Annotated in this window: 15 protein-coding genes; 5 read left to right on the forward strand and 10 right to left on the reverse strand. The window is 43.3% G+C overall.

Annotated features, from left to right (window positions below; translation table 11 throughout):
* Window positions 1-24 precede the first annotated feature (24 nt).
* The 6 genes from leuS to NST94_RS23155 form a co-directional block, all read right to left on the reverse strand.
* Window positions 25-2,475 carry a leucine--tRNA ligase gene (leuS, locus tag NST94_RS23130; RefSeq protein ID WP_076129683.1) on the reverse strand — a complete coding sequence of 817 codons (2,451 nt, stop codon included), beginning with the start codon at window positions 2,473-2,475 and terminating at the stop codon, window positions 25-27.
* A 517-nt stretch (window positions 2,476-2,992) separates the two neighbouring features.
* Window positions 2,993-4,060, reverse strand: a complete 1,068-nt coding sequence (locus NST94_RS23135; protein ID WP_036677553.1) for an AI-2E family transporter — start codon at window positions 4,058-4,060, stop codon at window positions 2,993-2,995.
* 179 nt (window positions 4,061-4,239) lie between these two features.
* A complete protein-coding gene (locus NST94_RS23140) occupies window positions 4,240-4,449 on the reverse strand; it encodes a hypothetical protein (RefSeq protein WP_036677557.1) in 210 nt (69 codons plus the stop codon).
* 14 nt (window positions 4,450-4,463) lie between these two features.
* A complete protein-coding gene (locus NST94_RS23145) occupies window positions 4,464-4,985 on the reverse strand; it encodes a PRC-barrel domain-containing protein (RefSeq protein WP_036677560.1) in 522 nt (173 codons plus the stop codon).
* Window positions 4,986-5,077: 92 nt separating this feature from the next.
* Entirely contained in the window at window positions 5,078-6,229 is a 1,152-nt protein-coding gene (locus NST94_RS23150) for a cysteine desulfurase family protein (protein ID WP_339282157.1), read from the reverse strand.
* A 128-nt stretch (window positions 6,230-6,357) separates the two neighbouring features.
* Window positions 6,358-6,813 (reverse strand): DUF523 domain-containing protein, encoded by a 456-nt coding sequence (locus NST94_RS23155; RefSeq protein WP_076129681.1) that lies wholly within the window; start codon window positions 6,811-6,813, stop codon window positions 6,358-6,360.
* A gap of 156 nt (window positions 6,814-6,969) precedes the next feature.
* Here NST94_RS23155 and NST94_RS23160 point away from each other — a divergent pair, with 156 nt between their 5' ends.
* The gene (locus NST94_RS23160; protein ID WP_339281329.1) at window positions 6,970-7,638 is read left to right on the forward strand and encodes an SOS response-associated peptidase; all 669 of its coding nucleotides are present in this window, start codon (window positions 6,970-6,972) and stop codon (window positions 7,636-7,638) included.
* A 113-nt stretch (window positions 7,639-7,751) separates the two neighbouring features.
* Here NST94_RS23160 and NST94_RS23165 read toward each other — a convergent pair whose 3' ends face one another.
* The 3 genes from NST94_RS23165 to NST94_RS23175 form a co-directional block, all read right to left on the reverse strand.
* Window positions 7,752-8,810, reverse strand: coding sequence for a glycosyltransferase family 4 protein (locus NST94_RS23165; RefSeq protein WP_254849017.1), 1,059 nt, complete (start codon window positions 8,808-8,810; stop codon window positions 7,752-7,754).
* Between the two features lie 64 nt (window positions 8,811-8,874).
* Window positions 8,875-10,083, reverse strand: coding sequence for a glycosyltransferase (locus tag NST94_RS23170; RefSeq protein WP_076185497.1), 1,209 nt, complete (start codon window positions 10,081-10,083; stop codon window positions 8,875-8,877).
* A 158-nt stretch (window positions 10,084-10,241) separates the two neighbouring features.
* Window positions 10,242-10,616, reverse strand: a complete 375-nt coding sequence (locus NST94_RS23175; protein WP_076129677.1) for a hypothetical protein — start codon at window positions 10,614-10,616, stop codon at window positions 10,242-10,244.
* 273 nt (window positions 10,617-10,889) lie between these two features.
* On the opposite strand from NST94_RS23175, the gene NST94_RS23180 reads away from it, so the two are divergent.
* Complete coding sequence (locus NST94_RS23180) at window positions 10,890-11,333, forward strand: carboxymuconolactone decarboxylase family protein (protein ID WP_280753809.1); 444 nt, start codon at window positions 10,890-10,892, stop codon at window positions 11,331-11,333.
* 178 nt (window positions 11,334-11,511) lie between these two features.
* Here NST94_RS23180 and NST94_RS23185 read toward each other — a convergent pair whose 3' ends face one another.
* Complete coding sequence (locus tag NST94_RS23185) at window positions 11,512-11,964, reverse strand: MarR family transcriptional regulator (protein ID WP_076105880.1); 453 nt, start codon at window positions 11,962-11,964, stop codon at window positions 11,512-11,514.
* A 128-nt stretch (window positions 11,965-12,092) separates the two neighbouring features.
* Here NST94_RS23185 and NST94_RS23190 point away from each other — a divergent pair, with 128 nt between their 5' ends.
* The 3 genes from NST94_RS23190 to NST94_RS23200 are packed head-to-tail and all read left to right on the forward strand — an operon-like array spanning window position 12,093 to window position 13,678.
* Window positions 12,093-12,539, forward strand: coding sequence for a GNAT family N-acetyltransferase (locus NST94_RS23190; RefSeq protein WP_076129675.1), 447 nt, complete (start codon window positions 12,093-12,095; stop codon window positions 12,537-12,539).
* The gene (locus tag NST94_RS23195) at window positions 12,536-13,180 is read left to right on the forward strand and encodes a YitT family protein (RefSeq protein ID WP_339281330.1); all 645 of its coding nucleotides are present in this window, start codon (window positions 12,536-12,538) and stop codon (window positions 13,178-13,180) included. Before NST94_RS23190 ends, NST94_RS23195 begins: the two co-directional genes overlap by 4 nt.
* Window positions 13,181-13,222: 42 nt before the next feature.
* Window positions 13,223-13,678 (forward strand): GNAT family N-acetyltransferase, encoded by a 456-nt coding sequence (locus NST94_RS23200; RefSeq protein WP_036677596.1) that lies wholly within the window; start codon window positions 13,223-13,225, stop codon window positions 13,676-13,678.
* The last annotated feature ends 133 nt before the right edge of the window (window positions 13,679-13,811 follow it).

A 13,811-nucleotide genomic window follows, 5' to 3' on the forward strand; every position in this document is an offset into this window, starting at 1 on the left:
TGCGGGCAATATTGCGTTCTTCGCTTAACCCACTACGATATTTACAAGCTTGCCAGGAACCGCAATGATCTTGCGTACGGTTTTACCTTCTACTGCAGCACTCACATTCGGGAGTGACAACGCATGAGCTTGCATCTCTTCTTGACCCATATCCTGCGGGATCAATGCGCGTTGTACGATTTTTCCATTTACCTGAATAACGATTTCAACCTCAGCATCCACCGTCCATGCTTCATCATACGTTGGCCAAGCCACGTAGCTGATACTTCCTTCGTGACCGAGCAGCTGCCACAGCTCTTCAGCGATGTGAGGCGCCAGTGGTGACAACATTTGTACGAAGTGTTCAGCAGCTTCTTGGGACAAAGTTTCTTGCTTATAAGCATCGTTAATAAAAATCATCAACTGGCTAATTGAGGTATTGAAACGCAGATGCTCGAAATCATCAGTAACCTTCTTAATGGTCTTGTGCCAAGTGCGTTTGAACTCATCAGTGCCACCGTCTGCTGTGATTTTGGTGCTCAGCTTACCATCTTCACTCACGAACAGGCGCCATACACGGGACAAGAAACGGTGAACTCCTTCTACACCCTTTTCATTCCAAGGTTTGGTTGCTTCCAGAGGGCCCATAAACATTTCATACACACGCAGCGTATCTGCACCAAATGCTTCCACAATCTCATCAGGATTGATGACATTTCCGCGTGATTTGCTCATTTTTTCATTATTATTCCCAAGAATCATACCTTGGTTAACCAGCTTATGGAAAGGTTCTTTTGTTTCAACTACGCCGAGATCATAAAGCACCTTGTGCCAGAAACGTGCATAGAGCAAGTGAAGCACGGCATGCTCTGCTCCACCAATATACAGATCTACTGGAAGCCATGCTTTTTGCTTCTCAGGGGAGCAAAGCTCTTGATCGTTTTTCGGATCAATATAACGCAGGTAATACCAGCAGCTGCCCGCCCATTGCGGCATGGTGTTCGTCTCGCGGCGAGCCTTCATGCCAGTCTCAGGATCGATAGTTTCCACCCACTCTGTTACATTCGCAAGTGGAGATTCCCCTGTACCCGAAGGTTTGATTGCCTCTACATCTGGCAGTACCAGCGGCAGCTGATCAACCGGAACAGTCTTCATTGTGCCGTCTTCCAAATGCAGAATTGGAATGGGCTCCCCCCAGTAGCGTTGACGGCTGAACAGCCAGTCACGCAGACGATAGGTTACTTTGCCTTTACCTACGCCCTTCTCTTCCAACCAAGCAATCATCTTCGCAATCGCTTCTTCATTCTTGAGTCCATTCAGGAAATCAGAATTGACATGCGGGCCATCTCCGGAATAAGCCTCTTCTTCAACGTTGCCGCCTTGAACGACTTCCACGATATTCAGGCCGAATTGTTTAGCAAATTCCCAGTCGCGAGTATCGTGACCCGGAACTGCCATAATTGCTCCCGTTCCGTAACCAGCAAGCACATAATCTGCAATCCAGATTGGCGCCTTCGCACCATTCACCGGATTAATTGCATATGCGCCTGTGAAGACACCACTCTTCTCTTTCGCCAAATCCGTTCGCTCCAGATCGCTCTTACGAGAAGCTTTTTCACGATATTCTGCCACAGCAGCACGCTGTGCTTCAGTTGTAATCACATCAACAAGCTCATGCTCTGGTGCCAATACGCAGTAACTTGCTCCGAACAGTGTATCTGGACGTGTAGTAAACACGGTCAGGTTAGCTTCGTGACCTTCAATGTTAAAGTTCACTTCTGCACCTGTTGATTTCCCGATCCAGTTGCGCTGCATATCCTTGATGCTTTCGGACCAATCCAGCTCTTCCAGATCCTCCAGCAAACGCTCAGCGTACTCTGTAATTCTCAGAATCCATTGACGCATCGGTTTGCGCACGACAGGGTGACCTCCGCGCTCACTTTTACCATCGATAACCTCTTCGTTGGCAAGTACCGTACCCAGTGCCTCACACCAGTTAACAGGTACTTCTGCTACATAAGCCAGGCCTTTGTTATACAACTGGATAAAAATCCATTGTGTCCATTTATAATAATCCGGATCTGTCGTGCTGATCTCGCGGTCCCAATCGTAGGAGAAACCCAGCGATTTGATCTGACGACGGAAATTATCGATGTTCTTATCGGTAAAATCACGTGGATGCTGGCCGGTATCCATCGCATACTGCTCTGCCGGAAGTCCAAAAGCATCCCAGCCCATCGGATGCAATACGTTGAAACCGCGCATCCGTTTGTAGCGAGAAACGATATCCGTCGCTGTGTAACCCTCTGGATGACCTACGTGCAGTCCTGCACCTGAAGGATACGGAAACATATCCAGTGCATAAAAATTGGGTTTTTCAGGATCTTCTCCTGTCTTAAAGCTTTTGTTCTCATCCCAGAACTTTTGCCATTTCGGCTCAATAGCCTGCGCCCGGTAACCAGTAGCGGGTATGCTATTTGTTTGATTGTCGCTCATTGTCTGCTCCTCCTTGGAGTGTTACTTCTTAGATTTCTTATTCCTTAACCAAGCATATACGCCCTCGGTGTCCTTATAAGGACGGTAAGCATTTATGCGGGAAATATAAGACATGAAGTATTGCGTGAAACGTATACTCTCTTATATTTACAAAAAAACCTCCCATCCCTAGCGTATTATCGCTAGGGACGAGAGGTTATAATTCCCGTGGTACCACCCTAGTTAGCGGCTGAATATACTTTATTCTGCCACTCACTTTGCACCCTTTAGCGGGGGTGAGGCGACGGCGGTTCATTCATGACATCCATTATCTCTTATGGATATCCTGTAAACTTGCACCGTTACTCCGAGGTGAGTTCACTCTGTTCCGTTAACCGACTCGCACCTTAGTGCCGGCTCTCTGCAATAACGGTATAGAATTAATACTCCTCATCATCGAACAACTATATACTGAGTCATCAGTAATATTCCCCAACATTATATACAAAACTGTTGTCAATAGTCAATGATTATCCCTTTATACAGGCTTTCGTTTGATTAAAAACGCCATAAAGTGTTGAATAACGACTTTTGCAGCTGCAAAGAACGGTACAGCAAGGATCAGTCCAATCATCCCTGCCAGCTCACCACCTACCAGCAATGCAAAGATAATAAGCAGCGGATGCAAATGTAGCGTCCTGCCTACTACCTGTGGAGAAATAATATTGCTCTCCACAATTTGACATAAAGTGTTTACCACAGCAACCAGTAGAACTAATCGAAAAGAGACGGTCGAAGCCATCACAATGGCAGGTGCAGCCCCTAGAAAAGGACCCATATACGGAACAATATTAAATACTGCCACCACACTGGCGAACAGTAAGGCATAAGGCATTCCGACAATAGCATAGCCGATATAGGCGAGCACACCTATAATGATGCAGACCAGAAATTGTCCGCGAATGTAATTGCCGAGCGCGGCATCAATATCTTTTAACAAAGTAACAATAGACTTGCGGCGTGCGCGGGGCAGACAAGAGACCACCGTCCGTTCAAATACGTCAAAATCCTTCAGAATATAGAACACCAGAAACGGCACGATAAAAGCATTGAACAGCAAGTTAATCGTTGTCCCTATGTTATCGAGAAAATGAGAAATCCCTTCGGCCAGACGATTCTCCAGTTGAAAAAACCAGTTGTTCATCCCCATTTCAACCCCAGGTGGTATTAGCCTTGTATTCATATGGCTCATCAGGCCTTGGGCTTGCAGTGTGATCTCAGGCAGATGTTCATTTAACTCTTCAAGCTGCTCAATAAACATCGGGATAAGGTTGATGGCGATCACGGTAATCGCCGTTAGAAACACTGCATATATAAGTAGAACAGCTACGCTACGCGGCATCTTCCGTCCGGCCAGCATACTAACCACGGGATTCAGCACATAGGAAATAATCATAGCTGCCAGAAATGGAGCGAGGATTGCCTTTAAGAATACAAAAATCCCCTGCAGCATCGGACGAAGCAACCAAACAAAATACAAAATGATCAGGGATAGCAGCACTCCGATCATCCAGCGGAACCATTTACTTTGGGACCATTGTTCCATGAGAGTACCCTCCTGCGGTAGAGCCTGGACTAGCTTCGTAAATAAGTATATGTATGGCCGCAGCAAAATAACCATCAAACACACAAAAAAGCGTCAATAACCTTGCAACTGATTTCAGCTGAAAGGAAATTGACGCTTAAGTACATAGAGCAGTCTTGCTTACAAAGCAAGATTCATAGTTAAGACGACGCATGAATTTGCGGGAAATCCTGAGTCATATCATCCCCGGAGAACAGGTCGTCCAGTGAGCTTAGTGTGCCGTCTTCTTCAACTTGATAAACCGACATTTTCTCGCCATTTACCGTCAATTCGATGAAACAGCCCCAGCAATAAAACTGGTGGGAACCGATCTTTCCGATATCTTTGGAGTTGCAGTTTGGACACTTCATATAATACATTCCACCTATCCGTTAACAATATTAATGGCTTTTTGTAGCCGTTCTTCGCTCATCGCAGGAACCATTAATGCATTCTCACCAATGGACATCTCGTCAGAACAAGGCAGCCATTTGCGGCCTTCGATCAAATCAGTGACAAGCCCGTCACTAATTTCCAGCGCTCCTATTGTGTTTCCCAACTTTTGGTCAAAATAAACATCAGATATTCGTCCGAGTATAGTTCCAGTTGTAGTTAGCACTTTTAAATCCTTAAGTTTGTTCTTTCCAAGTAGAAAAGTACAAGGTATATGATCGGCATCTATCTTATCAATCGACTCTTTACTACGAATCATGACAGCATCCTCGCCGTAGGCCACAATATCTTCCCATGCCACAAATTTCACATGGCCACCAAAAAAAGATTTGCTTTCCAGTTCAATACCCGTAATATTCCAGTTTGAATCGAGCAAAATATCGACAATTTTGCCGATTGCGTTACCCTCTTCAACTTCATATACAGCCAAGCCGATCAGATCTTGAAGTTTCATGGCTGCTCGGTCTCCTCACTTTGAGTGTAATTACGAGTTCTCAAAAAGTGAAAGCCCGAATGATCGGGATACCTATCATAGCCTAGAAGTAACTAGTCTCTGATACGCAGCCGATTCAGAATGGTTTCAACTTTTCGAGCAACGTACTCAATTTCTTCAGTAGTATTACCCAAACCCATGCTAAATCGAATCGCGGACCCTAAAATATTTTTTGGAAGCTCCATTGCTCTCAGAACATGGGATATTTCCAGTGATCCTGACGTGCAGGCTGAACCGCTTGCCGCCGCAATCCCGTCCATATCCAGGTTCATCAGCATAACATCTGTTCTAGCTCCCGGGAAGCTCAAATTCAGTATACTTGGCAAAAAATGCTCGGTATTGCCGTTAATCGAATAACTTTCCCGTCCAATCAGCGTATCCAGCTCTTCAAGTAGTCTATTGCGCAGGAGCTGCACTTTTTGTCGACGTTCTGATAGACCTGTAACTGCTATCTCAACAGCCTTGGCAAATCCAGCAGTACCTGCTAGATTTTCTGTTCCGGCTCGTCTGCCGCGCTCCTGAAGGCCACCGTGGAGTCTTGGATGCAGCGGTGCTCCACTCCGCACATAAAGGCCACCGATCCCCCCAGGTCCATTGATTTTGTGAGCTGTAAAGCTCATGTAATCTACCGGAAGCTCCCGCAGTGTGATCGGTAAGGCACCAAGAGCTTGTACAGCATCAACATGGAACAGAATTCCCCGCTCTCTGGCAAGCTGGCCAATTTCCTGAATCGGCTGAACGGTTCCTACCTCATTATTGGCATACATTACACTGATTAGCACCGTGTCTTCCTGCACCGCTGCTTCTACGTCTGCAACGGATACTCGGCCTGTAGAATCCACAGGAAGATAAGTAACCTTAAAGCCTTCCTTCTCCAGCTCTTCGCAGGTATGTAGCACTGCATGATGCTCTATCGCAGAGGTGATAATATGATTGCCTTTCTGGGCAACAGCAGCGACAGCTCCATAGAGGGCTAGATTGTCGCTTTCGGTTCCGCCGCCAGTGAACACCCACTCTTCCGGCGAGCAGCCTAAAAAGGCGGCGATAGTATCGCGCGCCCCATTTAATATTTTCTTGGCTGAACGTCCGAACTGATGTACACTGGACGCATTTCCATATTGTTCTGTCATTATATTCAGCATGACCTTGGCCACCTCGGGATGAACCGGAGTTGATGCGGCGTGGTCCAAATAGATGTTTTTCATCATTCATTTCTCCACTTCTAGGGTATAGGACAATAGTTCGTTTTTAAGAACTATTAAATTATACCGCGCGAGAAGTTAGTTTTCCACAAACTAAAGAACACAATATTGTAATCAATTCCCTGTATAGGCTAGGATAATGACAGCCAATTCTCTTCAGAAGTAACTTCTATGCCGTTTTTTCTAAGTAAAGCCGCAGTCACGCCGTTGCCAGCGATCTTCTTCCCTTTGAACTCTCCGTTATAAATCATGGTGCTGCCGCAAGAAGGACTGTTTTCCTTGAGGACTACCATCGTGGCTGAAACCTCTTGAGCTTTTTCAAGCGTAATATAGGCCCCTTTTAAATATAGTTCTGTTACATCTGTTCCCGACCGGTCCACTACTTTTGCCGTTCCTGCAAGCACATCCTCACCATCCCCGCCGACAATTTCAGCTGGCTCTCTAGGCGTAGAGAATCCCCCTAATAATTCCGGACACACAGCAATAGCCTGATTCTCATTCAAAAGCTTCTGAATTTTCTCATCCAAACAATCCGTACCATTATATCTTACCTTCATGCCAGCTAAACAAGAGCTTACCAAAATCACCTATATGCACCGCTTTCTTCATTCATTGTGCTTCGTTTATAATAAGATACAACCCTCAACAGCCGTTCAAGCTAAGAAATATTTCGAGCATAACATGCTGATTACAAGCTGTAAACAAATCTAGCCTCAAAAACGACCGAATGGGAAGTGTATAAAATGTGCGGACGATATACAATAACAGTCACCATGGAAGAGCTAATGGTCAGATATTTTGCCAATGATTCTACCATTATCCACTATGCTCCAACATATAACGCAGCACCCATGCAGCAAATTCCGGCAGTCATTAACACAGGGTCCAGCAATAAACTTGGGGAACTGCGCTGGGGTCTGGTTCCTTCTTGGGCCAAAGATGATAAAATCGGCAGTAAAATGATCAATGCCCGGGCAGAGTCACTCCTTGATAAGCCTTCTTTCAAGCGATTAGTAAGCTCCCGCCGCTGCATCATCCCTTCTGATGGTTTCTATGAATGGAAGGCACAGGGCAGCAGCAAACAACCCATGCGAATCGTGATGCGCGATGGGGGTATTTTTTCAATGGCCGGATTGTATGATATTTGGATGGACCCTGAAGGTAATAAATTAAGTACCTGCACGATTATAACGACTACCCCAAATGAACTTATGGCTGAAATCCACAACCGTATGCCAGTTATTTTGAAGCCTGAGGATGAGCCTGAATGGCTAAGCCGGAGCAATCAGGACGCAACTTCGTTAATAAAGCTTCTTAAACCCTATGATCAGCATCAAATGAGAGCCTATCCGGTTTCCACTGCAGTGGGAAATGTCCGGAATAATACGAAGGAATTAATCAATGAGATATAGAAAACAATATTATTCAAATGGTAGGAATGATTGTCACCCTTTTATTGATACTAATTCTGACCTCGTTGTTAATCCATGAAAAAACATCTTAACCCTGCAGATTAACCGCAGAGTTAAGACCAGCGCCGCTCAATTTGAATTCTACGTCCCATCAATTGATGATACATCTGTAGAAATCTGTCTGCATACAGCTCGGAGGACAGGTTAGTCCGGATATGCCATTCTCCATTCATCCTGATTCTGGCCCGCAGTGCCGGATCATCCATTAAGGATAGAGCAGCATTCACAGCTTCATCCAGCTGCCCTCTCGTGTATATTTTTCCAGTGTGATTGTTAATGACAAGTCTTCGAACGCCGTCTGAATCTGTAGTAAGTACAGGACAACGGCACAACATCGCCTCAGCAACCGCATATCCAAATCCTTCCAAAATCGAGGTCGAAAGGAGCAAACCTCCCGAATCACCAATAATGCTCATATAATCTGCCATTTGCTCATGAGGAATATTGGAATACGAAATTAACCGTGAAGAAATCCCTGTCTCAGCTACAAATTGATCAAAGCTTTCTTTTTGCTCTGGATCAAACAACGTATCATCCTGAAAAATCCATAAATAAAGCTCGGGATGGATCGTCAGCAGCCTTTGCCCGATTTGCAGAAATTCCCGCCAATTCTTATTCGTTTGAATGCGCCCTACCCAACCGAGGATAGGGAAACTTTTCGCGGGATAATTGGTATATCCAAACTGATCGCAATCGATCGGATCATCAAAACAATATTGTGGAATGGTTGGAAATCCGCCTTTGAAAAGCGCCTGCAAATGGGTTGTTTCCGGATACAGCAGTGCATCGGTGAGCCTGTAAATGCGCTCTGTAAAATTATTAACGACCTGCTCAGCTTCATCTAAGGTACCTAAACCCTGCACTTCAAAAACAAGCGGCCCTTTATACCCAAACCCTCGAATCCGCTCTGCTAAGTTAATATCCGTACACACTACAATTAAGTCAAAAGCTTCCCGAGCAAGCATTGCCCTGATCTCGTCATCACTATTGGTAATATGCGTTTGAATGTTACGGATATTCTGCTGTCCTTTTCCATGGTGTGTATACAGTAAATGGCACTCTACACCGCGAGCATATAACGCTTGGCAGCGAACTCGGTTCAGAGTTTGCATACCACCACTCGGGTTATAAAAAGTGAACAAAATCTTCATCATGATCACTCATTCACAAATTATTTTAGGTAAAAGAGGTCTTCAACAAATCATACAAATCTGCGCTGCGAAACAGCTCATTATAATAGTGGCTTTTGGTCGAGGGGACATGTCTGTGTCGAAATCCAATCAAGCTATGATCATCCGTGTAGTAGTTGGAGATCGTATCGCCACCCGTAGTAATCAAAGCTTCCAGCATGTACTCAATATCGAGCGCTCCTATAAAAACCTTTGGACCTAAAACTATCGTAAATGGGGTGGATAGCTGCTCAATAGCACTGCAAATCGCGTGTGACTCCACAGCCCCAGGCAGCCAAGCGAACGCTGTCGCAGGATGAGGTATGGTTTCCAATAGAGCTGATGGCTGACGTGTAGTTGATAAATCCAGCACCCGGCATTCATAATTGCTATACGTTTGTTCGTACAGATTCTCTATCCTCGTTATTTCATCCGCACAAGCATTCACTACAGGATATAAAACGGTAATCATCGCCGGAATCCCTCTGCGAAACCGCGCCTGATGGCGGGTCAAATGATAGGCATATCTCCATCTACGATGATTTTCAACCGAATGTAACTGGGCAGATACACTAAAGGTAGAATCTACACGATAATTCACCAGTTCCACCGGTATAAAGCGAATCTCACAATGTTCAGCCAGTCTCAGCCAGTAATCATAATCTTCCACCGGTTCCATTCCATAAGCTCCAACAAGCTTCGCAATCTGTGTTTTGTACATAAAAGATACGCCAATGAGCGAATAATCCAGCAATCGTTCTTTGGGCTGTGACTGATAATTACGCTGCGTAGCCAATTGATGTTCGTTGTGAAGAAACTTTCCCTCGTTATCGATGCTTTGAAAAGAACTGAACACAATGCCTAACTCCTGTGGACCTCTAACTAGCGCCCCCCGAAGGATTTCGAGGAAACGGGGTTCATAAACATTGTCGCTGGAAACCCAACTCAAATATTGAATACTGGGCTCACTAAACAAAAGATCAAAGCCAGTATTCAGTGCATGTGCTATACCCCTGTTCTGTGCGTAAGAAATAACCGTTACCCTCGGATCTTCGACAATAATGGATCTCACGAGCGGTTCCATATCTGGTGCTCCATCGATCACAACAACCAGCCGAAAATTGGTAAAAGATTGGTGTAGAACAGACTGCAGAGCTTGCCGCAGAAACTCCGGCTTTTGGGTATACACAGGCATAACTACTCCTACATCCGCCATGATTTTTACCTCTCTCTACATTGGAGTATAAAATCAGTATATTTTGATTCCTCTCATATGATTGTGTGAATGCCCCTAAAATACTTTATTGCGCCTAAAAAAGCAGCAATCGCCCTATTTCTTTCAGCGACTGCTGCTTAATGGTCTAAACGTTACTATTATATAGGGATAGATAATGCGGTAATCTGCGTCAATTCAGATTGAAGCACTCGCTGATCAGTAACTAGATTTCCGAACTCGTCCAGCCCATACACGGAGGTAACTACTTCTGCCAAAGGAAAAGGACTACTAATTTGTACCTCGTAAGCCAAATTGCCCCCAATGAAAAACTCTCTAATATCAGAACTCTTTGCAGGAACGTAATACCCTGTGACATAAAGCGGAGTAAGAGCTGGCATCGAATATGGAACACCAAAAACTTCGACGATCATCATTGCACTCGCATTACTTGTGTTACGAACACTGACTACTACATTACTTGCTGCAGTACCAGTTGCTCTTGTATTTGTAATAAGACCTGTTGTATAAGGCATTTCCTCACTCCTCTTCTTGGTTTCTATCAACTTATTCACCAGGAAGCCGATAGTTGTGAGGCAAGAGGAAGGGGAAACTCGTGGAATAACAGCCAATTAGACAGGTAGAAGATTATATTGATATCATTTCCGTTCCGCTTTGGGGATATGTCGGCGGGTGATTTCTGCCTTCTTATAAATAAAAAAATAAGTACAAATGTTCGCATATAAAGAATAATAGTGTTAAAATAAAGTTATACTATTCCTAAACTAAAGCCTAAGGAGTCTTGCCTAATGAGTCAAAGAGTTGCTTACAATGAAGTTGCACCTGAGGGTATGAAAATCATGATGGATATGGAGATGTACACCAAAAAATCTACGATTAATCGGACTACAAGAGAACTTATCAAAATCAGAGTTTCTCAAATTAACGGATGTGCTTTCTGTATAGATATGCATACATCCGAAGCTCGTAAAATGGGTGAAACTGAACAACGAATTTATTGTTTAAATGTTTGGGAGGAATGTAGTTTTTATACACCTGAAGAGAAGGTTGCTCTCGAACTAGCTGAGCATATTACGCTGATCCCTTCCAAAAGAGTTCCGGATGATCTATATAAGCAAGTACGTGAACATTACGATGAGAAACAATATGTTGATCTTGTGCTGATTATTAATCAAATCAACAGTTGGAACAGAATTTCTATTGCAATGGGAAATACCCCCGCAGCACAATAATTAACATTAATTAACCTTAATGAACACTTTAGGGTGTTCTTTTTTTATTCTCCGCTCCGTACGTTCCACGGCTCCGTTGATATATGAATCATCTTATTAAAATGCCCTGCCAGTATATCACTAGCAAGGCATTTTTTTATGCAATCGTGTTGGGTTAGTTCAATAACAATTGCTGATTTTAGTACTCTCTTTTATTTCCCTTCTTTACGTATTCCCACTCAACCTCAACATTTTTCCTAACTCTTTGCAAAAGTTGAAACAAGACTTCCGTTTCTTTTTCAGATAATCCTGCTAACGCAACCAAGTCGGTATGGTCCCCTTCTCTCTTCAGAAAAGAGTAGGCTTGTTTGCCTTTTTCAGTTGTGAATAACCTTTTTATTTTTTTGTTCGTTTCATCGTCTTTCTTTTCAATAAAACCTTGGATTTCAAGCTTCTGAATCGCACGTGCTGCTGTTGTTCGGTCCACCTTTATCATTTCCGACAGCTTTTCTTGAATAATGCCCGGATTCTCATATATCCGGACCAGATATAAATACTGCCCCTTTGTAAGCTCTAATTCCTTGAACTCTATATTACTTATGGAATCTAATGCCCTCGCTATCATTCCAACTTCACGAAGGATCTCTTTCATTCAATCACCTACCAGTTCCAATAATGTTGTATTTACAACAATATTGATTGTATATATACTTATAATTGTCGTTAATTCATTATGACGTTTTTCCTAAAAAAAACAAATACAGAATGGAGTAAGCAAGAATGAATCTTAAAAGAATTACACTAATCGAGGAACTTGAAGCTGCATTTTCAATCAGAAAAAAAGTATTTGTTGAGGAACAAGGCGTTCCCCTTAATGATGAATTTGATGAATTCGATACACTGAATGGAGAATGTGAACATGTCCTGGCCTATTATGATGGGCAACCAGTTGCCACAGGAAGGATCCGCGTTCTTGATGGTATAGGTAAGTTAGAGCGTATTTGCATCCTAGAACCTTATCGTAAATTTGGAATTGGGAAAAAAATCATTTCTGCATTAGAAGAGATCGTGGTTGAAAAGGGACATCAAAAAGTTAAATTGCACGGGCAAACTCAGGCGGAGGGCTTCTATAAAAAACTTGGTTATCGGGCTTCATCTACTGAATTTATGGAGGATGGCATCCCTCATCTTTTAATGACTAAAGATCTTTCTGCTTCAAAAGAATGAAGAAGTTTAGTGTAACTACGTTTTCCATTTTCACTTGCGGGATTTCCATCTTAACCCTAGGCGTTTCACTAACAATAATCTCTGACCTTGGAGCGTCACCTTTTGATGCACTTTTAGTGGGTCTATCCAAAAATGTCGGTCTTACAGTAGGCAGTTGGGAAGTGCTGATCGCATGCCTATTGATTGGATGTAATTCATGTTTATCCAAGCAAAGACCGGAATTATTAGGGTTGGTAACTGCATTCATAGCAGGCTTAGGTATTGATATGTGGCTTTTTTTGTTTAACCATCTGATCGAGCCTAATCTGTGGATCAGTAAAATTGCTTTTTATGGTTTAGGCTTAATCGCAATTGGATTAGGTACATCCATTTATTTATACGCAAATTCCGCACCGATTCCAGTGGACCGGCTAACATTAGTACTGCAAACGATAACTAGGCTTAGTATACTATTTACTAGAACAATCATTTATCTTGTTTTCTTATTTGCCGCCATTATTTTCAATGGGCCTATTGGGATTGGCACTTTACTTACCATTTGTTTAGGCGGATTAATTCTTAATTACTTTATGCCACTTACACAGAAAGCCTTGGACCGATTGCTACAACATATAACAGCGAACTCCGCTAAAGAAACTTGATGTATACAACAAACCATAATCTTATCATTGGGAGTGAATAATTTGGAGATTAGAATCGATAACTTAACCGGAACCGAAATCATAGCATTGATCAGTGAACATCTTCAGAGCATGTTTGAGCAATCTCCCCCAGAGAGTGTACATGCGTTAAATTTAGATAAATTAAAAACACCAGAAATCACCTTCTGGAGTGCCTGGGAGCAGGGCGAACTCTTAGGTTGCGGTGCTCTTAAAGACTTGGGTAGCCATCATGGTGAAATCAAATCCATGCGTACTTCTACCAAGCATCTTAGGAAGGGCATTGCATCTAAAATGCTTGCCCATATTATTAAAGAAGCTAAGCAACAAGGCTATCGGCGGCTGAGCTTGGAAACCGGATCCACTGAAGGGTTCGAAGCAGCTAGAAAACTATATGAACAATATGGGTTTGAATACTGTAGTCCGTTTGCAGATTACATTGAAGACCCCTATAGTGTTTTTATGACGAAAGAATTATAAGTACTGTAGAGGTGCTAACTTGACTACTAATCAATGGATACCGATTCTCGCAGCGTTCATCGGAGCCTTTTGCTGCTGGATTGCGCTCCTTAATAAACGTAAGAACAAATAGAATCACAGATAATAAAAGATA

Origin of the sequence: Paenibacillus sp. FSL H8-0282, assembly GCF_037963825.1 — a bacterium.
GTDB classification, from domain to species: Bacteria; Bacillota; Bacilli; order Paenibacillales; family Paenibacillaceae; genus Paenibacillus_AQ; species Paenibacillus_AQ odorifer.